Here is a 21,966-nt window from a genome sequence, read left to right as displayed (position 1 = left end):
CCACGGGCCTCTGTCGCCGCCTGTGAACTCGATCACACAAGGCATGCCGTCGATCTCCTTGCCACGAGCCTAGTTCGTCGAAGCTCGCTTCGGGTTACACGCCAATACGAGGCGCACTCTTGCCAGAGAACCTTCTGTCTTTTTCGGCGAACCTGTCGTGGAGCGGACGTTTCACTTTGGGCATTTCACCAGCTTGTGAAAGTCCGTATTCTCGAGTTCAATACTCGAAAGCCGCCAGTCCGTTTTCCACCCAACCCAGTCATTCAGGGGCGCCCGCCACCACGACGGGATTTGGCCGAGACCCGCCGGTCCGCTTCGGGGGGCCAATCGCACGGGAGCGGCCACTCGAAGCGGTTCAGGCAGAGGCCTCAGGGTGCGCCCCAGCAACCGGATCGCGGCTTCGAAAGTCATTCGCAGGCGCGACGCGGCAGCGGCTCTCGAGCCGCCCGATCGTCGGTCCTGATAGCGCTGCCTTGGACCCGGTCGGTACTGGCCGGCTTGATGCGCACCGTCGCGGCAGGCCACCGCCTCGACGGAAAGCGTTCTACGCGCGTCGTCCCATCATGAGCGTGACCGGCTGTCCCGCAGAAGTCTCGATGGCGGTGAATTTACGGGAGCGAAGTTCAGCCTCCATCGCAGCACACGACCATAGGTGGCCGCCGCTTCGGGCCAGCCGCAGGGCTGCAAGCGTGGCGCCGACCGGATCCGGAGGCGGAGCGTAGAGACCGACAACAAGGTATCCCTTCGGCTGGAGGGCAACCGTTAGCCGGTCGAGCGCTGTCCGAGCCGCGTCCTGGGAAAGGAAGGGTGCCGGAAGCCACGTCAGCGCGTAGCCGGCTGGATCATCGAACTGGGTCACATCCTGCAGGCGGAGATCGATACGGCTGCGGAATGGGCTTGCCGCCACGTTCGCACGGGCCAGTTCGAGGGCCGGCTCCCAGATGTCCAGGCCCACGACACGCAGCGAGGGCCACTGCGCTGCGGCTTCGAGAGCAATGCCGCCCACACCCGTGCCGACATCCAGGAAGCGCCCGGTGAGGGCGGCCGCGAGCGCCGGGCGGTCGGCCGCCAGGGCCGCCAAGCGCCGTACGACGACCCGCGAGGCTTGGCCCTGAGCCTGCAACATCGCAGGATCGCGGACCTGCCAGACGGGCGGTCGCTCGGGACACTCCAACAGATCCCGCGCCTCCTGCAGGGCGTGCGTGACGGAGGCCAGGGACGCGGAGACCTGCGCCTGATCAAGGTCACCGAGGCCGCCCGGCACCACGGCGGCGACCACGTCGTGCAACCGGCGCGCGACCTCGGGATGAATATCCGGCGCCTCCTGCCGCAGGCGTAGGGCTGCACCGATCGCGGCAAGGCCTCTTGCCGCATCGCCCATCTGCCGCAGCGTGTGTTGAACGTCTTGGAAAGTCATCGGCGACTGCCAGAATGAAGTTCACCACGACGCGGCGTGGCGCCCGAAGCAGAAGAGCCGGACCCGTCAGCCACAGAACCCGGCCGGGCCGCGACCCGCAGGGTGATCACAGGCCGTGCGCCTGAGCGATCATCTGTGCCGCCCGCTCGCCGATGATGGCGCAGGGGGCCTGCGTGTTTCCCGCCGTCACACGCGGCATGATCGAAGCATCCGCGATGCGCAGAGCGTCGATCCCGTAGACGTTCAGCGATGCATCGACCACCGACATGGCATCGCGGCCCATCTTGGCCGTGCAGCTCTGGTGCCAGTAGGTCACGGCGGCATCACGGATGAAGTCTTCGAGTGCGTCTCCCCGGATGTCGCCCGGCATGGCCTCTCCGCGGACATGCGGCCGAAACGCCTGGGCGTTGCCCAGCGCGCGGCACAGATCCACGCAGGCGACGGCCGTCGTCAGATCCGCGGGATCGGACATCATGTTGGCATCGATCGCCAACGGCACTCCGGGATCGGCACTCGTCAGCCGAAGCCGGCCGCGGCTCGCCGGGCGCGCCAGACCGGCGAACATCGTCCAGCCCTGCGCCGGCACACCGCGCGCCGCGGTCCGATCGCTCGGCACGGGAAATTCGACCTGGCAGAAGAGCACGTCCGGCGCATCGAGCCCGGGGCGGCTCGTCCAATACAGGGTCGCCTCGCTGCCGCTGTTACGGGGGGCGATGGGTTCGGCATACTCCCAGATGCATCCGAACGAGACATGGTCCTGAAAGTTCTGGCCGACGCCCGGCAGGTGCTGCACCACCGGGATGCCGAAGCGCGTCAGCTCCGCATGGTCCCCGATGCCGGAATGCATCAGAACCTTGGGCGTCTGGATGGCGCCCAGGGACAGCACCACCTCGGCCCGGGCTCTGATCTCCAGGACCTGCCCGGCGCGGACCACTTCGACGCCGACCGCGCGCTGCTGCTCGATCAGGACGCGCCGCACGGTCGTGTCGGTGAGGACCGTCAGGTTGGGGCGGTCGAGCCAAGGGTGGACATAGGCCCGGTAAAGCGATTGGCGCCGGCCGTCGCGAACCAGCATGTCCGAAATCGAGGCGCCGCCCGGCCCCTCCATCATCTTGCCATTCGGATGCGCGAAGGTCGGGATGCCGATCTCGCGGGCCGCATCGAGCATCGCGTATGCGATGGGGCTGGGATCCGAGGCGGGCTGGACCCAGACCGGCCCGGACTCGCCGCGATACCGCGGATCCGGTGAACCCCGCCAGTTCTCGATTCGACGATAGATCTGGAGGACGCTGTCGTAACTCCACTCGGCATCGCCGGCCTCCGCCGCGAAGTAATCCCAGTCGCTGCGGTGCCCCCGCGCCCAGACCATCACGTTGATGCTGGAGCCGCCCCCGAGACCTTTGCCCATCGACATCGACAGGGCACGACCGTTCAGGTGCGGGTTCGGCTGCGCCTCAAATCCCCAATCCCGATCGCTGCCCAAGTTGGCCGGCCATTGTGCAGGGTCGAGCACCGTCTCGGCATCGTCGCTGCCTCCGGCTTCGATCAGCAGCACGCGCAGGTCAAGATTTTCCGCGAGGCGCCGCGCCACGACCGAGCCCGAGGATCCGGCGCCGCAAATGATGACATCGTATTGCGAGCGCAGGTCGGCGACCAGGCGCTGCTGGTTCTCCTGCGCGCGCCGGGATGAATCGCGGTCCTCGCGACGAGACTGGCTCATGATATGTAACATCCTTCTAATGCTGCGCTGCCGTTGCTGATGAACGGAGAGTTTTGTCCCGCCAACACGGCGGGTCCCGCGAAAATGATACTGAGCCGCAGGAATTCGGGTCGATGTTCCATGCCTTCGACCTCCGCGACTGTGATCGACGTCACACTGGAAGCGCGGGATGAAGTTCACGAGGGCCTGTTCGCTTCGACTCACGAATGCGTTACAGAGATCTTCGCAGATCTGCATGTCGCGCTTCTCGTGATATGCTCGGTTCGCCCTCACGCCATTGTCGTCGATCCTGCCGACGGAGATGCGTTTTGGTCCGGCCTTCTGAAAAGCCTCGGGGCGAACCGATCCTTCGGTCACAGCCGCATCCCGGCTGCGGGAACCTCCGACATAGCAGCGCCGTCCGAAGGTTCGGCGGGCAGCCCGGATCGCGTCTCCCCGAGCGGCGGTGGCGGCCATACGCGATCGCTGGCCGATAGCCGGTCCTCGTGGGACGGCGTGGCCATCCGGGCTGTGAGATTTGTCACGGACCCGCCCGCCGGTCAGAGGCGACAGGGTGCGGCGTCATGCTGACACCAGGCTGCGCCGCGGAGAACTCTGCGGAGCGCACACGAGCCTGGGTCGGCACAGTCGAGAGAGGATTTCGTGAGCGCGCCGAACAGGCTTGTCGGGCTCTTGGCCGCCAACGCGTTCTTCGCCGAGCTGGGCCAAGACGCTCTTCGTGCCATCGCCGGCCTTTGCCGGATGCGCAGCGTTGCGCGTCACGAGATCCTCTTCCAGAAGGGGGGCCCAGGCGATGCCCTCTACGCGATCCGTCGCGGGCAGATCCGCATCGCCACCGGCACCGAGGACGGCCGGTCCGTGACGCTCAACCTCCTCGGCCCCGGCGATGTCTTCGGCGAGATCGCCCTGCTCGATGGCCATGCCCGCACCGCAGAGGCCATCGCGCTCGAGACGACGGATCTCTTCGTCATCGACCGGCGGGACTTCCTCGAACTCCTGGCGCACGACGCGGCCCTGGCGGCGCGGATCATCGGCTTCCTGTGCCGACGGTTGCGCTGGATGAGCGAGCGCATGGAGGAGGCGACGCTCCTTCCCCTCGATGCCCGGCTGGCGCGGCGTCTGGTTATGCTGTCCGAGGATTACGGCGCAGAAATCCAGGTGACACAGCAAGAACTCGCCGCTTACGTTGGCGCGGCGCGGGAAAGCGTCAATCGCGTCCTTCAGGATTGGCGTCGATCCGGCATCATCGATCTTGGGCGCTCACGCGTGCATGTGAAGGTCGCGCCGCGTCTGGCGGCCCTCGGCGCGCCCTCACGGCTCTGAGGCGGCAGAAGGGATCCACCCCATGAGGAATCTCGCGCGCGTCGTGACCGCATTCGCGGCCGTCGTCGTCCCGGTCACCGTCCATGCCCAGACGCGCTGCACGGAAACGACCCGCTTCGACCCGCCTCTGCGGATCCTGCGATGCACCGACGGGCTCACGCTCGAAGCCGAGCGAGCGGCCACGTTACGGCCGGTGGATCGGGACGGCGACGGGCAGCTCGAGGGAGCGGAGATCGGCGGCAGCGCCGTACTCGTGACCCTGCCGCCGCGCTCGAAGACGCGCCGGGGCGGCTTCCAGATCCTCACCCCCCACGCGATTGCCTCCGTGCGTGGCACGATCTACGCCGTCGATGTGACCACCGCCAAAACGGCGGTTTTCGTGGCTCGCGGACGCGTCGCCGTCGCGCGCCGGAACACCCCAGGCGTGTCCGTCACGCTCGGCCCGGGTGAGGGCGTCGATGTCGGTGAGGATCAGGCCCCCCTGGACGTGCGACGGTGGCCGCAGGAGCGCGTCAGAAGCCTGCTCGAGCGCTTCGGGCGGTGAGAGCCGCGGGTCCGGTGCCGCGGCTTGAGTCGATCTCGCGCCCCAAGCGGACCAAGCGACGCTTCGCCCTCCTCATGTTCGTGGCCGCGCTGGGGTGGAGCGGTTGGCTCGCGCACCTGCACATCGCCGGACGGGCAACGCCCCTCGATTACCTGGAAGCGGCGGCGACGGACCTGCGCATGCGCCTGGCCGGTCCACGCATGCCGCCCAAAGATGTCGCGATCGTCGCCATCGACGACGAAATCGTCCGCCGGGAAGGAGGCTTTCCCATCTCGCGCACGACGATGGCGCGGCTGATCGAAACGATCGCCGCGGCCCACCCCCGTGCGCTCGCCGTCGATGTCCTGTTCCTCGAAGACGGGCGCCAGCCCGAGGCGGATCGTGCCCTCGCCGCCGCCCTCCGCAAGGTGCCCGCCGTCCTGGCGGCGGCAGCCGTCTTCGACGAGGCCACGAACGAAGGGGGCATCCCGGTCGCCACCGCCGTGCATCGCCCGATCCCGGTGATCGGCGCGGCCGCGCTGACGGGACTCGTCAACCTGTCCGAGGACGCCGCCGGCGTTCCGCGGCACCTTCCTCTCGTTGCCAGGGCGGACAACGGCGTTGCGGCCCATTTCGTCCTGCGCACAGCGGCCCTGGCGGCCCGGAGCGATCCGGTCCTGACCGAGGGACAGGTCCGGATCGGGCCTGCCGTCATCCGGCTCGACCTCGGCTATCATCTTCCGCTCCGTCCCTACGGGCCGCGGCGCTCGATCCAGACCTTGAGCGCCGCCGCACTTCTCGATGGGACGGCACCCGTCGCCGCTCTGGCGGGCCGTGTCGTGGTGATCGGCGCGACGGCACTCGGGGGCAGCGACACCTTTGCGACGGCGTTCGATCCCGTGATGCCCGGCGTCGAACTGCTGGCGACCGGCATCGCCCATCTGACCGCGGGCGACGGACTCGTGCGCGATGCGCGCGTTCGGCGGCTCGACGGGGTGGCGGCCGGGATTCTCGCGGGCGCCGCCGTGCTCCTGATCGCGCTGGCCCCACCGCTCCCAGCAGCCATCCTCGTACTCCTCCTCCTGGCCGCCTGGTTCGCTCTGGGCACCGTCGCCTTCAGCCAGGGCATCTGGATGAGCGCCGCCCTGCCGCTCGCAGCCGCTGGCCTGCCGACGCTCCTGTGCGCGGTGGCCCGCCAGACGCTGGATCGCCGTCAGGGGCTGAGGCTCGCGCGATCGGAGCAGGCCCTGCGCCGACTTCAACCCGCCGCGCTCGCGGAACGGCTCGCCTGGGACCCGACCTATCTGGCTGCACCCCTCACGCGCGAGATCCCAGTGCTCTTCATCGATCTGACCGGCTTCACCGGCCAGAGTGAGCGCCTGGGCCCGGTCCGCACCCGCGCCCTCCTCAAGACGTTCCACGATCTCGTGGACGAGACCGCCTCGTCGCACAAAGGCCTCGTCGTCAACTTCATGGGCGACGGCGCGATGGTCGTGTTCGGCGCCCTGGACCCCGATCCCGCGCAGGCCGAAAACGCCGTGCGGGCAGCCGGCGATCTCATCGTCCGGACCCGCGACTGGATCGCGCGCGATCCCGAACTGGCAGGCGCCGGACGGGCGCTCGACGTGCGGATCGGCGCGCATTCCGGACCGGCGATCCTCTCGCGCCTCGGCAGCGACACCAATCAGCAGGTCACGGCGACGGGCGATACCGTCAACGTCGCGAGCCGCCTGCTGGCCGTGGCGTCGGAGGCCAAGGCCCGCCTCGCCGTCAGCGCCGATCTCCTGACGGCTGCCGGCATCGTTGAGCCGGCCGGCCTCTTCGACGAGCGGCGGACGGCTTCCATCCGCGGACGGTCCCAACCCATCGCGGTTTGGTTGACGCGCGAACCTGCGCGGCTGCCATAGATCCCGCGCAACGCCGCGTTTCCGGGCCTCTGTGACGGCGGTCACAGCGGCCGGCCATCGTCGGGCGCAGAGTGCTGTCACCCCAACAGGGAGAAGCACGATGAAGACGACTTCGACGAAGACGATGATGGTCGCAGGTCTCGCGCTCGCGACACTGGCCGGCGGTGCCGCCAGCGCCGATGCCCGCGGGTTCGGTCACGGCGGATTTGGTCACGGCGGCTTCGGCCATCACGGCGGCTTCGGCCATCGCGGATTCGGGTACGGCCGCTTCGGAAACGGCGGGTTCGGCCACCATCGATACTTCCACCACCGTGGCTACCGTCGGCACTTCGGCGGGTTCGACTGGAATTATCCCACGGGTGGCTACTTCCTGAGCTCGGATTTCAGGGATTGCCGCGTCGTCTACAACCCCTTGTTCTTCGGACACGAGCGCGTCTGCAGCTGACGGAGCATCCGTCTTCGGCTGATTGAGGCCCCGGTGCGCGATCGGCCGCCGCTGCACCCGCAGCGGCGGCCGGTTGGCCGACGTCGTCACACCACCGCTTGCCGTGACGACGGGATGGGAGCCGGCACCCCGGACCCATTCGTCCCGAAGACGCCGCCCGAATATCGAAATTCAAACCGCAACCGCATTAGACATGAGCCGAGCGGCAGCGCGGAGCGGTCGTGAGTTTGTCGCCGCCGCAGCGCGTTCGCTTGAAGGCGTGCACGCGACCGTGGTGATGGTGGTCCCACCAAGGAAGATGTCGGTGCCGCGTTCCGGGCGCGCCGCGCGTCCGAGGCTGTGCCGGGGAGCAGGGCGATGACGGCGACGAGGACATCGGGACGTGCAGAGGAGCCAATCGAACCCGCAATGGGCCGCACGACCCCTGATTTCTACGCGAGCCTGCCCCGGTTTACCGCCTTCTCCAGCCTCATGGATCCAGGCCTCTATCGGCCGCTTCCCACGACCTGGTGGCTGGGTGTGACCGATGTCGTCGGCTCTCAGCAGCAGATCGGGCTCGGCCGCTACAAGGCGGTCAATGCGGCCGGCGCAGCCATCATCGCGGCCGTTTCGAATGCCCTCGGCCGGCGCGCGTTCCCGTTCGTCTTCGCCGGCGACGGGGCAAGCTTCGCGATTGCCCCGGAAGACGTAGACGCCGCCAGAGAAGCGCTGGCCGCAACGGCCGTCTGGGTCCGCGAGGCGCTGCAGCTCGAGTTGCGCACCGCTCTGGTACCGGTCTCAGCCGTGCGCGATCGCGGGCTCGACGTGCGCGTCGCGCGCTACGCGCCCAGTGCTCACGTTTCCTATGCCATGTTCAGCGGAGGCGGCCTGCCCTGGGCAGAGGCCGCCATGAAGGCCGGCGACTATGCCGTCGCACCGGCTGAGCCCGGCAGCCAGCCCGACCTGACCGGCCTCTCCTGCCGATGGCAGTCAATCCGTCCCCGCCACGCGTTGATGCTCTCGCTCATGCTCGTGCCGCAGCACAGCGGCGACGCGCCGGCCTTCCGGCAACTCGTGCAAGAGATCCTGCGCAGTGTGGAGATCAGTGCCGAGGTCGCACATCCGATGCAGGATGAGGGACCGCAGATGCACGGACCGTGGGCGGGCCTGGATCTTGAGCTGCGCGCCATGCCGGGCTCCCGTCGGAGCCGCCTCTGGCGCAAGCTTCGCCTCGTGGCACGATCGATCCCCGAATACCTGATCTACCGCATCGGCTTGCGGGTGGGAGGGTTCGATCCGGCCGCGCTTCGGCACGAGATCGTCGGGAATACGGACTTCCGCAAATACGATGATGCGCTGCGGATGACGCTGGACTGCACAGAGGCCTTCGCGGATCAGCTGGAGGCGCAGCTCGCCGGTGCGGAGGCGCGGGGGATCTGCCATTTCGGGCTGGAACGGCAATTGGCTGCGCAGTTGACCTGCATCAGCCCTCCGGTGCCCGGCCGCGGGCACATGCACTTCATCGATGGCGCTGGCGGAGGCTACGCCGCGGCCGCCGCAAGGCTGAAGGCTCGGGCGGCAAGCGTCGGGGCCGTGGTGCCGACCAGCCCGTGAGGGGGCTGTGAAGCGTGGCTGCTGCCGGATGAAGCGCGGGCGCTTGGGACGACCTACCTCGAGCGGCGTTCAGGATCACTGTGCAGCACCGCACCGGCGAGCGTTTGGTCGATGACGGGACCTTCGCGGTCGGCGCCAGCCTGATCGGTGCCACTGCCTGCGAGCGGCGACCGGTGGAAGGCGCAAAAATCTTCACCGTGTAGGAGCTTCTCCGGCCTGGGATCTTTGCGGAAGGGATGTCCGCTTCGGAGCGTTCTCGAAACACGCTGAATGACCGGGATGGGCACCAAGCAGCCGCCCGAGCTTGACCCTCGATTGACTGCTTCGCGCGCAACTCGGTCATCGAGCTAGCCTCGACAATGCCTTATGAGCGGGCGCGATCGGACAGGCGCGGAGGCCTGAGAACGCCGGACAAATCCGCACTGAGCAGGTTATGCAGGTACGGACGCGCTCGTATCCGACGACCTCTGGGCGGTGGTCGAGCCGCTTCTGCCATCCGAGCTTGAGCAGCCGAAAGGCGGGAGGCCGCACTCCTCCACAGTGCCAGCCTGCCGGCGGAGTGGCCCCCGCGACGGGTCCGAACCCGACGGACCGCGGCCTCGTTCCTGCAAGCCTGCGGGTTGCCAGGTTCGGTGATCGTACCGGACCACCGCGAGCGGTCGTCCAATCACCGCCCGCGCAGAGTGGGACTTGTCCGATGAAGCGGCGTACGCTGTTGCAGGGAGCCGGAGCCGTCGTGGCGAGCGCAGTCGCGGCACCATCCCGGGTCCGCGCGGAGGCCACAACAACCCTGCGCTTCATCCCGCAGCAGGATCTCGTCACGCTCGATCCGGTGACGACCTTCGCGTACATCACCCGCAACCACGGCTACATGGTCTTCGACACGCTCTACGGCATGGACGGCGCCTTCCGCGCCACGCCGCAGATGGTCGAGGGCCACCGGATCGAGGAGGACGGGCGCCGCTGGGACCTGACATTGCGCGAGGGCCTGCGCTTCCACGACGGGACCCCCGTGCTGGCCCGCGACTGCGTCGCCTCCCTGCGGCGCTGGGCCAAGCGCGACCCGTTCGGCGGCTCCCTGATGGAGGCGACCGACGAGCTGTCGGCGCCCGACGACCGGACGATCCGGTTTCGCCTCAAGCGCCCCTTCCCGCTCCTGCCGATCGCGCTGGGCAAGGCCTCGGTGCCGGTCTGCGCGATGATGCCGGAGCGCCTCGCCGTCACCGACCCGTTCCAGCAGGTGCCGGAACTCATCGGCTCGGGGCCGTTCCGCTTCAAGGCGGACGAGCGCGTGCCCGGCGACCGCACGGTTTACACCCGCTTCGAGGGCTACGTGCCCCGCACGGACGGCACACCCACCTGGACCTCCGGTCCGAAAATCGTCCACTACGACCGGGTGGAGTGGCGCGTCATCGGCGACACATCCACGGCCACCTCGGCGCTGGTCGCCGGCGAGGCGGATTGGCAGGAATACGCCTCGCACGACCAGCTCGGTCTGCTGAAGGCCGCCAAGGGCGTCACCACCCGCGTCCTCGACTCGACCGGCTTCGTGACGATGCTGCGGGTCAATCACCTGCAGCCACCCTTCAACAACCCGGCGATCCGGCGGGCGCTCTGGGGGGCGATCGACCAGACGTCCTGCATGCAGGGCGTGGTGGGCGCCGACGATCCCAGCCTGTTCCACGTGCCCCTCGGCTTCTTCTGCCCGGACACGCCGATGGCCTCGACGGACGGGCTCGGGCCGCTCACCACACCGCGGGATCCGGCCAAGGTGCGGGCCGACCTGAAAGCGGCCGGCTACGCCGGCGAGACCGTGCTGCTGATGGTGCCGTCGAACTCGGCCCCGCTTCTGGCGCTCGGCCAGGTCGCGGCCGACCTGCTCCAGCGCGTCGGCATGAATGTCGAGGTCTACGCGGTCGAGTTCAACGCGATGCTGCAGCGGCGCAACCGCAAGGGGCCGGTCGCCGAGGGCGGCTGGAGCGCCTTCGTCACCAACTGGTCCGGCATGGATTGGCTCAACCCCGCCGGCTACATCGCCCTGCGCGGCACCGGCGAGAGCGGCTATGCCGGCTGGGCCACGACCCCGCGGATCGAGACCCTGCGGGACGCGTGGTTCACGGCTCCGGACGAGGCGGCCCGCGCCGCCCTGTGCCGGGACATCCAGCTCCAGGCGATGGAGGACGTGCCCTACTACCCCCTCGGCCAGTACCTGCAGCCGACCGCATACCGCTCCCGCCTCACCGGGATCCTCGACGGGTTTCCGACCTTCTGGAACGTCCGGCCCGCCTGAGGATCACGGCGCCGGGGCCTCACAGCCCCGGGAAGGTCGGCGGCGCGATGGCGTCGGGGCCGCGCCCGGCCCAGTCGAGCTGCCGGATCTGCGCCAGCGCACGGCCCTGCGCCTCCTCCAGCGCCGCCGCGGCCGCCGCGTAGTCGACCGTCAGGGCGCGGCCATCGCGCACGATCTCGCGGCCGCCGACGAAGACTTGCCGGACCGCGCGGTCGCCGGCCGAGTAGATCAGCGACTGCACGGGATCGCGGCACGGCCGCATGGCCGGATGCGTGCAGTCGACGAGGACGAAGTCGGCCTTGCAGCCCGGCGCGAGCCGGCCGATGTCGTCGCGCCCGAGCGCCCTTGCGCCGCCCACAGTGGCGGCGTGGAACACGTCCGCCGCGCGGGTATCGCGGGGATTCTCGGCGACGACCCGGGCGAGGTACGCGACGAGGCGCATCTCGTCGAGCATGTTGTGCGGGTAGACGTCCGTGCCGATGCCCATGTTCACCCCGGCCTGGCGGTAGCGGCCGAAATGGTGGAGCGCGATGCCGCGGCGGGCGAAGACCGTCGGGCAATGGGCGACCGTGGCGCCGCGCTCGGCCAGGCGGCGCATGTCCGAGCCCGGGCTGTGCCAGTGGGTCCAGGGATGGTCGTCGAGGAAGATCCCGTGGCCCACGATCGTGCGCTCGGTGAGCACGCCGAGATCGTCGAGCCACTCGATCGGCGTCATCCCGGTGCGGCGGGTGATCTCGTGGAATTCCGACAGGGACTGCGCCGCATGGGTGTGGAACCGCAGGTCGCGCCGGACCGCCTCGGCATGGGCGTCGCGCATCAGCTCCGCCGTACAGGTGTCGACCTGGGCCGGGCAGAGCATGCCGGAGAGGCGTCCGCTCGGGTGGCGCTGCGCCGCCTCGATTTCGGCGAGCGCTTGCTCCAGGCCGCGCTGGCCCGCCGCCGCGTCCCATTCGTACTCGACGCTGTGGCCGTTCCGGGTGAGCCATCGCCCCGACCGGAACATCGGGGCGATGCAGACCCGCAGGCCCGACGCGCCGAGGCGATCGAGCCAGCCGTCGCTCGGCAAAGCGAGGTCGCAGACGGTGGTGACGCCCGAGAGCGCCAACTCGGCGAGCGCCACCCCGTAGGCGGCGCGGGTGCCCTCCGCGTCGGGCCGCAGGATCGGCAGGTACTCGTAGAGCGAGGTGTTGTAGAGCCGCTGGCTGCCGACCTCGTCCCACATGCCCTTGTTCATCGGCTCCGAGAACAGGTGGGTGTGGATGTCCACGAGGCCGGGCATGACCAGGCAGCCGGAGGCGTCGATGGTCCGGGCCGGCGCGGGGCCGGCGTAATCCGGACCGACATGGATCAGGACGCCGTCCTCGAACACCACATCCGCCCCGGTGCGGTAGACGTGGCCGCCGCTGTCAGGGTCCCAGGCGACGACCCACCGGGCCCCTGTCACCAGGGTGGCGCCCATCGCCCCGTCCGCAGCTTCGTCGTGCATCGATACCCTCGCTCTTGCGCCGACGAGGCGGGCAAGATCGGTGCCCAGTCGGGCCGGCATCGCGGCGCGGCGCGGCCCGGGTTTCGCATCGCGCGGGCCACTGTCATCAGCGGCAGGCCCGCGCGTCGGTTCCGCAGGAGGCGGCATGCATCATCGCGGCACCACCGGACCCGCGCGCATCCTGGTCATCAACCCGAACGCCTCCCGGGCGGTGACGGCCGCCATCGACGCGTCGCTGACGCCGCTGCGCCTGGCCGGCGGCCCCGTCATCGCGGTGACGGACCTGCCCGAGGGGCCGGCGGGCATCGCGACCCAGCAGGACGCGGATTCCGTGGTGATGCCGCTGGTCCGGCGCATCGCGGAGGATCCGGCGGACGCCTTCGTCATCGCCTGCTTCAGCGACCCGGGCCTGCATACCGCCCGCGAGGTCGCCGGCGGCAGGCCCGTGATGGGGATCGCCGAGTGGGGCCTCCTCCGGTCGCTCACCCTCGGCGAGCGCTTCGGCATCGTCGCCCTCTCGGAGGGCAGCGTGCGGCGCCAGCGCCGGACGGTCCGCCAGATGGGCCTCGGCGAACGCTATGCCGGCAGCCGGCCGGTGGAGGCCCGGGCCGACGAGACGGCGGGGGAGGCGATCCGCGACCGCCTGATCGCGGCGGCCCGGACCCTGGTCGCGCGCGACGGCGCCGACGTCATCGTGCTCGGCTGCGCCGGCATGGCCCCGCACCGGGCCGCCGTCGAGCGGGCGGTCGGGTGTCCGGTCGTCGAGCCCTGCCAGCAGGCGGTGGCGGCGGCCCTCGGGGCGGTCCTGCTCCGGGCGGACCTGTAGGGAGACACCGGCGATGCACTACGACCTGCTGATCCGCGGCGGCACCTGCGTGACGCCCTGGGGCACCGAGGCGATCGATCTCGGCGTCAGCGACGGGCGCATCGCGGCCCTCGCGACCCCGGCCGGCGCGACCGCGGAGGCGGTGATCGACGCCGCGGGCCTGCACGTCCTACCCGGCCTGATCGACAGCCACGTTCACCTGCGCGACCCCGGCGACCCGGCGGTGGAGACGATCGAGACCGGCACGCGGGCCGCGGTGCTGGGCGGGATCGCCACCCTGTTCGACATGCCCAACACCGTCCCGCCGATCGCCGATACCGAGCGCCTCGCGTGGAAGCGCGACTACGTTGCGGGCCGGAGCTGGTGCGACATCGGCCTCTACGTGGCCGGCACGAAGGCCAATATCGACGCGCTCGCCGCGCTGGAGCGCGCGCCGGGCGTCTGCGCCGTCAAGGTCTTCGCCGGCAGCTCCACGGCGGCGCTGATGATCGAGGACGACGCGCATCTCGAACGCGCCATGCGCGCCGGCCACCGGCGCATGGCCTTCCACAGCGAGGACGAGGACCGGCTCCAGGCCCGCAAGCCGCTGTTCAGCCGGGGCCAGCCGTACCGGACCCACATGGAATGGCGCGACCCGGAATGCGCCTTCCTGGGCACGCGCCGCCTCATGGCGCTGGCGCGGAAGACCGGCCGGGCGACCCATATCCTGCACGTCTCCACCGCCGAGGAACTCGCCTACCTGCGCGATTTCCGCGACGTCGCCACCGTGGAGGTGCTGGTCAATCACCTCACGCAGGTGGCCCCGGACTGCTACGACACCCTCGGTGGCTTCGGCGTCATGAACCCGCCGATCCGCGACGAGCGCCACCGGGCGGCCGCCTGGGCGGCCGTGCGCGACGGGACCGTCGACACGATCGGCAGCGATCACGCGCCCCATGCGCGGGCCGCCAAGGAACGGCCCTGGCCGGATTGCCCGGCCGGCCTCACCGGGGTCCAGACCCTAGTGCCGATCATGCTCGACCACGTCGCGGCCGGGCGCCTGCCGCTCGCCCGCCTCGTCGACCTGATGGCGGCCGGGCCGGCCCGCGTCTACGGGCTCCGCGGCAAGGGCCGGATCGCCGCCGGCTACGACGCCGACTTCACCCTCGTGGACCTGAAGGCGCGCCGCAGGATCGAGGAATCCTGGATCGTCTCGCCCTGCGGCTGGACGCCCTTCGCCGGCACCGAGGTCACCGGCTGGCCCGTCGCCACGCTCGTGCGCGGCCACCTCGTGATGCGCGACGACGCGGTGCTCGGCACGCCCGTCGGCGGCCTCGCGCGCTTCGCCGCATGATGAGGCCCGCCCTCAGCCGTCGCAGGTTTCCGCCGCCAGCCAGGTGGTGAGGATCGCGACGGCGTCGAGAAGGTCGTCGATCGCCATGGCCTCGTCGGGGTTGTGGCTGCCGTTGGCGTTGCGCACGAACAGCATGGCCATCGGCACGCCGGCCTTGGCGAAGGCGGCGGCGTCGTGCGAGGCCGGGCTGCCGAGGGGCCGGGTGGCGATGCCGAGCGCGTCCGCGGCCGCCGCGAGCCCGTCGCGGATCCGGGGCGAAACCGCGCCGACGCCCGCCTCGGCGCGGGGCCCGAGGGCCACCGTGACACCGCGGCGCTCCGACACGTCCGTTACGGCGGCCAGGAATGCGGCCTCCAACGCCGCCAGCACCTCGGCCGCGTAGGCCCGCATGTCGAGGCTGAACCGGAACTCGCCGGGGACGGTGGTCAGGCCGTGGGCCGCGGCATCGGTGTGGAACCGGCCGAAGGTGACGGCCATCGGGCAGCCGGCCGCCTCGCGCTCCGCCCAGACCCGATCGAGGGCCAGGGCGATCTCGGCGCCCGCCATGGCTGCATCGCGGCGGAAGCGGCGGGGCGTTCCGACATGGTCGTAGCGCCCAAGGATCCGGACGTCGGGGTAGCGGACGTTGCCGGGGATCCCGGTGCAGAGGCCGACCGGGATCCCGGCCTCCTCCAGGCTCGGCGCCTGCTCGATATGCACCTCCAGGAAGGCGTGGATCGCGGCGGCGTCGAGGGCGGGCGGGCCGCTGCGCAGCGCCTCCGGGTCGCCGCCCTCCCGGGCGATGTGCGCGGCGAGGCTGAGGCCGCTGTCGATCCGGGCGGCGTCGAGCGCCCCGTCCGGCAGGGTTCCGAGGGCCGCCCGGCTGCCGATGTAGGAGACCTGGAACCAGACGCTCTCCTCGGCGCGGATGCCCATGACGGTGATGTCGCGCGCCGGGGTCAGCCCCAGCTCGCGGAGCGCCGCGACGGCGGCGAGGCCGGCCACCACCCCGGCGGCGCCGTCGAAATTGCCGCCGTGGGCCACGGTATCGAGGTGGGAGCCGATCAGGATCGGCGGCAGGCTCCGGTCCCGCCCCGGCAGCGTCAGGGTGGTGTTGGCGGCCGCATCCCGCCCGATCGCGAGGCCGAGAGCGGCGGCGCAGCGCGTCACCACCCCGTGCGCCGCACTCTCCTCCGGACTGTAGGAGGCCCGCGTGAACCCGGGATCGGTCCGGCCGCACCGGGCGAGGTCGTCGAACAAAGCCGCCACCCGGCCGCGCTGCGCGCGGACCGCCGTGCCGATCGCCGATACCGTGTCCATCCCGCCGCTCCCGGTGCGCGGGCCCGGGGCGGACCGCGACGGCGCCATCCTGCCACTTTCGTGCCGGCGTCGCGGAGATCCGGCCACCCGGCAGCCCACGGCTTCGCCGGCACGCTCGCCGGTCCGCGCCGCGTCCGGCGAGGGCACCCCGACCGGCGCGTCCGTCCGCGCGCGGTCGGACACGGCTTCCGATTGATGCGGTCGCTGGATGCAGGCATCCCGTCGACGCACTACGGGCGACACCAGTTCGACACCCGATACGAGAATTTTGACGTTCTCGGCACAGGACCGCCCGCAGCGCGCACAAATGCTGCCAATATGCGCAAGGCCCATGCCGGCCTGCAGCCTCTTTGACCTTCCCGTCCCCCGGACCTCGGCCGACAATCGCCAGGTCCATCCATGGGAGCTTCGGGGTCGATGACGCATCTCACGCGACGCGGCGTCTTGGGCACAGGCATCTCGGGCACGGCGGCGCTGCTTGCGGCCCCGGCCCTCATCCGGCCGGCCTTCGCCGCCGACACCGTCAAGCTCGGCTGCCTGTTCTCGTCCTCGGGCACGATGGCCAATCTTGAGGGCCGGCTGAACCACGTGGTCCGCATGGCCGCCGACGCGATCAACGGGCGCGGCGGCGTCAACGGCCGCCAGATCGAGGTGCTGACCTCCGATCCCGCCTCCGACTGGCCGCTCTACGCGCAGGTCGGGCGGCAGATGCTCCAGCAGGAGAAGGTCGCGGCCCTGTTCGGCTGCTGGACCTCCGTGTCGCGCAAGTCGGTGCTGCCGGTGGTCGAGCAGAATGACGGGCTGCTGTTCTACCCGCTGCACTTCGAGGGCGACGAGAACTCCAAGAACGTCGTCTACGTCAACTCGCCGCCCGCGAGCTCGGTGCTGCCGGCGGTCGATTACCTGATGGGCCCGGACGGGGTCGGGGCGAAGCGGTTCTTCATGATCGGCTCGGACTACGTCTGGCCGCGCACGATCAACAAGCAGCTCAAGGGCTACTGGAAGAGCAAGGGCATCCCCGAGAGCGCGTGGCGCGAGGAATACGTGCCGTTCGGCTTCTCGAACTTCCAGACGCTGGTGAATCAGGTCCGCAGCTTCGCCAGCCAGCCGGGCGGTCAGGCGATCGTGGTGCTCACCGTGGTCGGCTCCTCGATCCCCGACTTCCTGCGCGAATTCGCCAACCAGGGCATCAGCGCCACCGACGTGCCGATTCTCGGCCTCGACATGGTGGAGGCGGACCTTGAGGGGCTCGATACCGCCAAGCTCGTCGGCCACCTGAACTGCTGGGCCTATCTTCAGGCCGCCAAGGGCGAGCGCAACCAAAAGTTCCTCGCCGACTGGGCCGCCTACGTGAAGGCCAAGAACGTCCCGTTCAGCGCCGACACGGTGATCGACCCGATGGTCTCGGCCTATGACAGCGTCAACCTCTGGGCGCTCGCCGCCGCCAAGGCCGGCTCCTTCGCGGTGCCTGAGGTGCGCAAGGCCTTCGCGGGGCTCAGCTTCGACGACCCGTCGGGCTACACGCTGACCATGACGGGGGAGAACAACTACGTCTCCCGCGGCGTGTTCATCGGCTCGGTCAACGAGAAGCGCGGCTTCGACGTCCTCTGGCAATCCCCGGACGCCCCCAAGCCGGTCCCGTTCAGCCCCTATGGCTGATCGGCTCCGCGCGCTCCTGGCCCTCTGCTGTCTGGCGCTGCTGACGTTTCCGGCCTCCGCCGCGCCAATCGACCGGGCGGCCTTCGCGGCGGGTCTGTGCGGGGACGGCGCCGCGCAGGTCCGCGCGGCCGAGGGTCTCGTGCAAGCCAGCGGCGATCTGGCGGCCGACGACCTCGCCTATGCCGGCGGGCTCCTCGGCGCGCTGGCCGAGCGCCGTCTCGCCTGCCCGGCGGAGGGCGCACTCCTGCTCGACCGCCCGGGCGCATCCGAGGGGCGCGATGCGGTCAGCGGCGCGCCGCGTCCGGCCGCCGAGGCGCGCGCGCCGGTCCTCGGCCTACGCCAGCGGGCCGCCGTCGAGACCGCGCGCGGCACCGTCGCTCTGTTGACCGGCCCGGATCCGGCCGCCCGCAGCGCCGGTCTCGCGATCCTGGAACGGCGCATCGCCACCGTTCCGGCTTCGGTCCTCGACCGGGCGCGGGACGCGGAGACGGATGCCGGCCTGAAGGGGACGATCGCCGGTCTCGCCCAGGCCGCCGCCCTGTCGTCGCCCGATCCGGCCCGGCGCCGGGCGGCGATCGCGGCCGTGGCGGCGAGCCCGTCCGGGGCCGCTGAGGCGCGCCTCGCCGCGCTGAAGAGCGATCCCGCCTACGCCTCCGACCCGGCCTTCCGGGCGGCCCTCGATGCCGGCCTCGCGCAGGTCTCCCGCGCGGTGGCGATCGGCGACGGGCTCGCGGTCGTCTATAACGGCCTGAGCTTCGCCAGCATCCTGTTCATGGCGGCGGCCGGGCTCGCGATCATCTTCGGGCTGATGGGCGTGATCAACCTCGCCCAGGGCGAGTTCATCATGCTCGGCGCCTACGCCACCTACGGCGTGCAGGAGGCCTTCCGCCGCCTCGCCCCCGGCCTGCTCGACCTCTACCTGCTCGCCGCCATCCCGGTCGCCTTCGGGGCGGTCGCCCTGGTGGGGATCACGGTCGAGGCGCTGATCCTGCGCCACCTCTACCGACGGCCGCTCATGAGCCTGCTCGCCACCTGGGCGGTGAGCCTGTTCCTGGTGAACCTCGTGCGCGTGACGGTCGGCACCCAGAACCTGCAATTCGTCATGCCGGCCTATGTCAGCGGCGGCGTTCCCCTCTACGCCGACTTCGTGATGACCTGGAACCGGCTGTTCGCCATCGCCTTCGCGGCCGCGACGCTGGTCCTGACGCTCGTGATCCTGCGCCGCACGCCGCTCGGCCTCGACATCCGCGCCGTGACCCAGAACCGCGACATGGCCGCCTGCCTCGGCCTGCCGACCCGCCGGGTCGACCGGCTCGCCTTCGGGCTCGGCTCGGGCCTGGCCGGGCTTGCCGGGGTGGCGCTCTGCCCGATCTACAGCGTCAATCCCGGCATGGGCTCGGGCTTCATCGTCGACAGCTTCATGGTCGTGGTGCTGGGCGGCGTCGGCAGCCTCGTCGGGACCCTGGTGGCGGCCGTCGGCGTCGGCGGCGCCAACGTGCTGATCGAGCCGATCTCCGGCGCGGTCGCCGCCAAGGTGATCGTGCTCGTCGGCATCATCCTGTTCCTGCAGCGCCGGCCCGAGGGGCTGTTCGCCGTGCGGCGGCGGCGATGAGCGGCGCCGTGCAGACCGCCCTCGCCGCCCCCGCCGGACCGGGACGCCGCGCCGTGCGCGATCCCCTGGTCGCCGGCCTTGTCGGGCTCTGCCTCGCGGCCGCGGTCGGGCTCCTCGTGGCACCGCCCGCCCCGTATCTCGTCAACGCGGTGGGTCAGCTCGCCGCCTTCGCGATCCTCGCCGTGTCGCTGGATCTGGTCTGGGGCTATCTCGGGATCCTCAGCCTCGGGCACGGGCTGTTCTTCGCCATCGGCGGCTATGTCTGCGCCATGCACCTGCTGGCCCACGGCGTGGCCGTGACCGGCGTGCTGCCGGACTTCGTGCAGTTCATGGGCTGGAAGAGCCTGCCGGCCTATTGGGCCGGCCTCGACCACGCGGCCTACGCCTTCGTCCTCGCCCTGGCGCTCGCCGGCCTCGTCGCCTTCGTGTTCGGGCTGGCCTCGTTCCGCTCGCGGGTCAACGGCGTCTACTTCTCGATCATCAGCCAGGCGCTCGTCTACGTCGCGATGCTGCTGATGTACCGCAACGATACCGGGCTCGGCGGCAACAACGGCATGACCGGCTTCCCGCTGCTGTACGGCTGGCCGATGGGCTCCCCCGGCGTCGTCACGGGGCTCGCTGTCGCCGCCCTCCTGACGCTGGCGGCGGTACTGGCCGGCGCGCGGCTCCTGGTCGGCAGCGCGATCGGGCGGCGGATGCTTGCCTGCCGCGACGACGAGACCCGCCTGCGCACGCTGGGCTACAGCACCACCCGGCTCAAGCTCGGGATCTGGTGCCTCTCGGCCATGATCGCGGCGCTCGCCGGCATCCTGTACGTGCCGCAGGTCGGCATCATCAACCCGCGGGTGCTGGCGCCGGACCTGTCCATCGAGATCGCCGTCTGGGTGGCGATCGGCGGGCTGGGCCGGCTCGGCGGGGCGGTGATCGGCGCGATCCTGGTCAACGGCCTGAAGTTCTGGCTCAGCGCCGCGATGCCGGAAGCGTGGCCGTTCATCCTGTCGGGGCTGGTGCTCGTCGTGGTGCTGGTCCTGCCGAACGGCCTCCTCGACCTCGTGGGCTGGCGCCCGCGCCCGACCTGGCTGCGGGGCGCCCGATGACCGCCCTCACCATCGACGCCCTGACGGTCGCCTTCGGTCGCTTCACGGCCCTCGATGCCGTCTCGCTCGCGGTCGATCCCGGCGAGGTGCGGGCCGTGATCGGCCCGAACGGCGCCGGTAAGACCACCCTGCTCGACGTGATCTCAGGGATCACCAAGCCGGTCTCCGGCCGCGTGATGCTCGGCGACCGGATCGACCTGACCAAGCGCTCCGAGGCCGAGATCGCGAAGGCCGGCGTGCGGCGCAAGTTCCAGAAGCCCAGTGTCTTCCCCGCGCTCACTGTGCGCGAGAACCTGGAGATCGGCTGCGGGCCCGCCCGCCCCGCCCGCGAGCGGCCCGCCCGCATCGCCTCCGTCCTCGGCGAGATCGGCCTCGGACCCCGCGCCGCGGTGCCGGCCGGCCGCCTCGCCCACGGCGAGAAGCAGTGGCTGGAGATCGGCATGGTGCTCGCCGCCGAGCCGGCGCTGCTCCTGCTCGACGAGCCCGTGGCCGGGCTCTCCGACGCCGAGACCGCCCAGACCGCCGCGCTGATCCGGAGCCTGCGCAGGCCGGACCGGGCGATCCTGGTGATCGAGCACGACATGGGCTTCGTCGAGGCCATCGCCGACCGGGTGACGGTGCTGCACGAGGGCCGGACCCTCTACGAGGGCAGCATGCAGGGCGCGCGCGCCGATGCCCGGGTGATCGAGGTGTTCCTCGGCCGATGACGCAAGCGTGTGCATCTCCGCCCGCACGCCTCGCCGTCGAGGGGCTCGACCAGCATTACGGCAGCGCGCAGGTGCTGCGCGGGATCGGCCTCGACGTCGAGCCGGGCGCCTGCCTCGCCGTGCTCGGCCGCAACGGCGCCGGCAAGACCACGCTGCTGCGCTGCCTCACCGGCCTGATCCCGGAAAGCCGCGGCCGGATCGCCCTCGACGGGACCGAGCTGACGCGCCTGTCGCCCGACCGGCGCGCCCGCTCGGGCCTCGCCTACGTGCCGCAGGGGCGCGAGATCTTTCCCGACCTGACCGTCGCCGAGAATCTGCGGGTGGCGGCCCGGGCCCACGGGCTGGAGCGGACCGACGCAATTGACGAGGCGGTCGCCCTGTTCCCGGCGCTGCGCGGCCTCTGGCACCGTCCGGGCGGCAACCTCTCGGGCGGCCAGCAGCAGCAGCTCGCCATCGCCCGGGCGCTCGCCACCCGGCCTCGCGCGCTCCTCCTCGACGAGCCGACCGAGGGCATCCAGCCCTCGATCGTCGCCGCGATCGAGGCGGTGATTGCCGGGCTCAAGGGCCGGATCACCGTGCTGCTCGTGGAGCAGTATCTCGATTTCGCCCTCCGGGTCGCCGATTCCGTGGTGGTCTTGTCCCGCGGCAGCGTCGTCGAGCGCGGCGATCCGAAGGTGCTGAACCCCGAAGCCCTCACCCGTCACATCGCCGTCTGACATCCGTAGAAGG

Annotated in this window: 18 protein-coding genes; 14 read left to right on the top strand and 4 right to left on the bottom strand. The window is 70.8% G+C overall.

Annotated elements, in window-relative coordinates; all coding sequences use genetic code 11:
- Window positions 1-544: 544 nt before the first annotated feature.
- Both P9K36_RS02990 and P9K36_RS02985 read right to left on the bottom strand, forming a co-directional pair.
- A complete protein-coding gene (locus P9K36_RS02990) occupies window positions 545-1,417 on the bottom strand; it encodes a class I SAM-dependent methyltransferase (RefSeq protein ID WP_043755407.1) in 873 nt (290 codons plus the stop codon).
- 106 nt (window positions 1,418-1,523) lie between these two features.
- Window positions 1,524-3,137, bottom strand: coding sequence for a GMC family oxidoreductase N-terminal domain-containing protein (locus P9K36_RS02985; RefSeq protein WP_182592144.1), 1,614 nt, complete (start codon window positions 3,135-3,137; stop codon window positions 1,524-1,526).
- Between the two features lie 642 nt (window positions 3,138-3,779).
- Here P9K36_RS02985 and P9K36_RS02980 point away from each other — a divergent pair.
- The 7 genes from P9K36_RS02980 (at window position 3,780) to P9K36_RS02950 (ending at window position 11,218) form a co-directional block, all read left to right on the top strand.
- Window positions 3,780-4,460, top strand: coding sequence for a Crp/Fnr family transcriptional regulator (locus P9K36_RS02980; RefSeq protein WP_182592112.1), 681 nt, complete (start codon window positions 3,780-3,782; stop codon window positions 4,458-4,460).
- Between the two features lie 22 nt (window positions 4,461-4,482).
- Complete coding sequence (locus P9K36_RS02975) at window positions 4,483-5,004, top strand: FecR domain-containing protein (protein WP_278306549.1); 522 nt, start codon at window positions 4,483-4,485, stop codon at window positions 5,002-5,004.
- Between the two features lie 14 nt (window positions 5,005-5,018).
- Complete coding sequence (locus P9K36_RS02970) at window positions 5,019-6,890, top strand: adenylate/guanylate cyclase domain-containing protein (RefSeq protein WP_278306548.1); 1,872 nt, start codon at window positions 5,019-5,021, stop codon at window positions 6,888-6,890.
- A 100-nt stretch (window positions 6,891-6,990) separates the two neighbouring features.
- Entirely contained in the window at window positions 6,991-7,335 is a 345-nt protein-coding gene (locus tag P9K36_RS02965; protein WP_043384625.1) for a hypothetical protein, read from the top strand.
- 408 nt (window positions 7,336-7,743) lie between these two features.
- Window positions 7,744-8,928 carry a DUF3095 domain-containing protein gene (locus P9K36_RS02960; RefSeq protein ID WP_043755401.1) on the top strand — a complete coding sequence of 395 codons (1,185 nt, stop codon included), beginning with the start codon at window positions 7,744-7,746 and terminating at the stop codon, window positions 8,926-8,928.
- Between the two features lie 80 nt (window positions 8,929-9,008).
- Entirely contained in the window at window positions 9,009-9,131 is a 123-nt protein-coding gene (locus tag P9K36_RS02955) for a hypothetical protein (protein WP_257791603.1), read from the top strand.
- 494 nt (window positions 9,132-9,625) lie between these two features.
- A complete protein-coding gene (locus P9K36_RS02950; RefSeq protein WP_278306547.1) occupies window positions 9,626-11,218 on the top strand; it encodes an ABC transporter substrate-binding protein in 1,593 nt (530 codons plus the stop codon).
- A gap of 19 nt (window positions 11,219-11,237) precedes the next feature.
- On the opposite strand, the gene P9K36_RS02945 is transcribed toward P9K36_RS02950, so the two are convergent.
- Complete coding sequence (locus P9K36_RS02945; protein ID WP_278306546.1) at window positions 11,238-12,704, bottom strand: amidohydrolase family protein; 1,467 nt, start codon at window positions 12,702-12,704, stop codon at window positions 11,238-11,240.
- Window positions 12,705-12,849: 145 nt separating this feature from the next.
- Here P9K36_RS02945 and P9K36_RS02940 point away from each other — a divergent pair, with 145 nt between their 5' ends.
- Window positions 12,850-13,530, top strand: coding sequence for an aspartate/glutamate racemase family protein (locus P9K36_RS02940; RefSeq protein WP_278306545.1), 681 nt, complete (start codon window positions 12,850-12,852; stop codon window positions 13,528-13,530).
- Window positions 13,531-13,543: 13 nt separating this feature from the next.
- Window positions 13,544-14,863, top strand: coding sequence for a dihydroorotase (locus tag P9K36_RS02935; protein ID WP_278306544.1), 1,320 nt, complete (start codon window positions 13,544-13,546; stop codon window positions 14,861-14,863).
- A gap of 12 nt (window positions 14,864-14,875) precedes the next feature.
- Here P9K36_RS02935 and P9K36_RS02930 read toward each other — a convergent pair whose 3' ends face one another.
- On the bottom strand, window positions 14,876-16,162 hold the full coding sequence (locus P9K36_RS02930; RefSeq protein ID WP_111474400.1) for a hydantoinase/carbamoylase family amidase: 1,287 nt from the start codon (window positions 16,160-16,162) through the stop codon (window positions 14,876-14,878).
- Window positions 16,163-16,579: 417 nt separating this feature from the next.
- Between P9K36_RS02930 and P9K36_RS02925 the strand changes: the two genes are divergently transcribed.
- Genes P9K36_RS02925 through urtE form a run of 5 tightly spaced genes read left to right on the top strand, consistent with a single transcriptional unit; the run spans window position 16,580 to window position 21,953 of the window.
- Window positions 16,580-17,821 carry a transporter substrate-binding protein gene (locus P9K36_RS02925; RefSeq protein ID WP_051976164.1) on the top strand — a complete coding sequence of 414 codons (1,242 nt, stop codon included), beginning with the start codon at window positions 16,580-16,582 and terminating at the stop codon, window positions 17,819-17,821.
- On the top strand, window positions 17,814-19,433 hold the full coding sequence (urtB, locus tag P9K36_RS02920; RefSeq protein WP_043755390.1) for an urea ABC transporter permease subunit UrtB: 1,620 nt from the start codon (window positions 17,814-17,816) through the stop codon (window positions 19,431-19,433). Before P9K36_RS02925 ends, urtB begins: the two co-directional genes overlap by 8 nt.
- Entirely contained in the window at window positions 19,430-20,530 is a 1,101-nt protein-coding gene (urtC, locus tag P9K36_RS02915; protein WP_278306543.1) for an urea ABC transporter permease subunit UrtC, read from the top strand. Before urtB ends, urtC begins: the two co-directional genes overlap by 4 nt.
- Complete coding sequence (locus P9K36_RS02910) at window positions 20,527-21,237, top strand: ATP-binding cassette domain-containing protein (protein WP_278306541.1); 711 nt, start codon at window positions 20,527-20,529, stop codon at window positions 21,235-21,237. Before urtC ends, P9K36_RS02910 begins: the two co-directional genes overlap by 4 nt.
- Window positions 21,234-21,953 (top strand): urea ABC transporter ATP-binding subunit UrtE, encoded by a 720-nt coding sequence (gene urtE, locus P9K36_RS02905; protein ID WP_043385382.1) that lies wholly within the window; start codon window positions 21,234-21,236, stop codon window positions 21,951-21,953. Before P9K36_RS02910 ends, urtE begins: the two co-directional genes overlap by 4 nt.
- Window positions 21,954-21,966: the final 13 nt, after the last annotated feature.

It is taken from the genome of Methylobacterium sp. 391_Methyba4 (assembly GCF_029691625.1).
GTDB lineage: Bacteria > Pseudomonadota > Alphaproteobacteria > Rhizobiales > Beijerinckiaceae > Methylobacterium > Methylobacterium fujisawaense.
The sequence above is the reverse complement of the archived record's forward strand: the minus strand, read 5'-3'. Positions and strand labels throughout refer to the sequence as shown.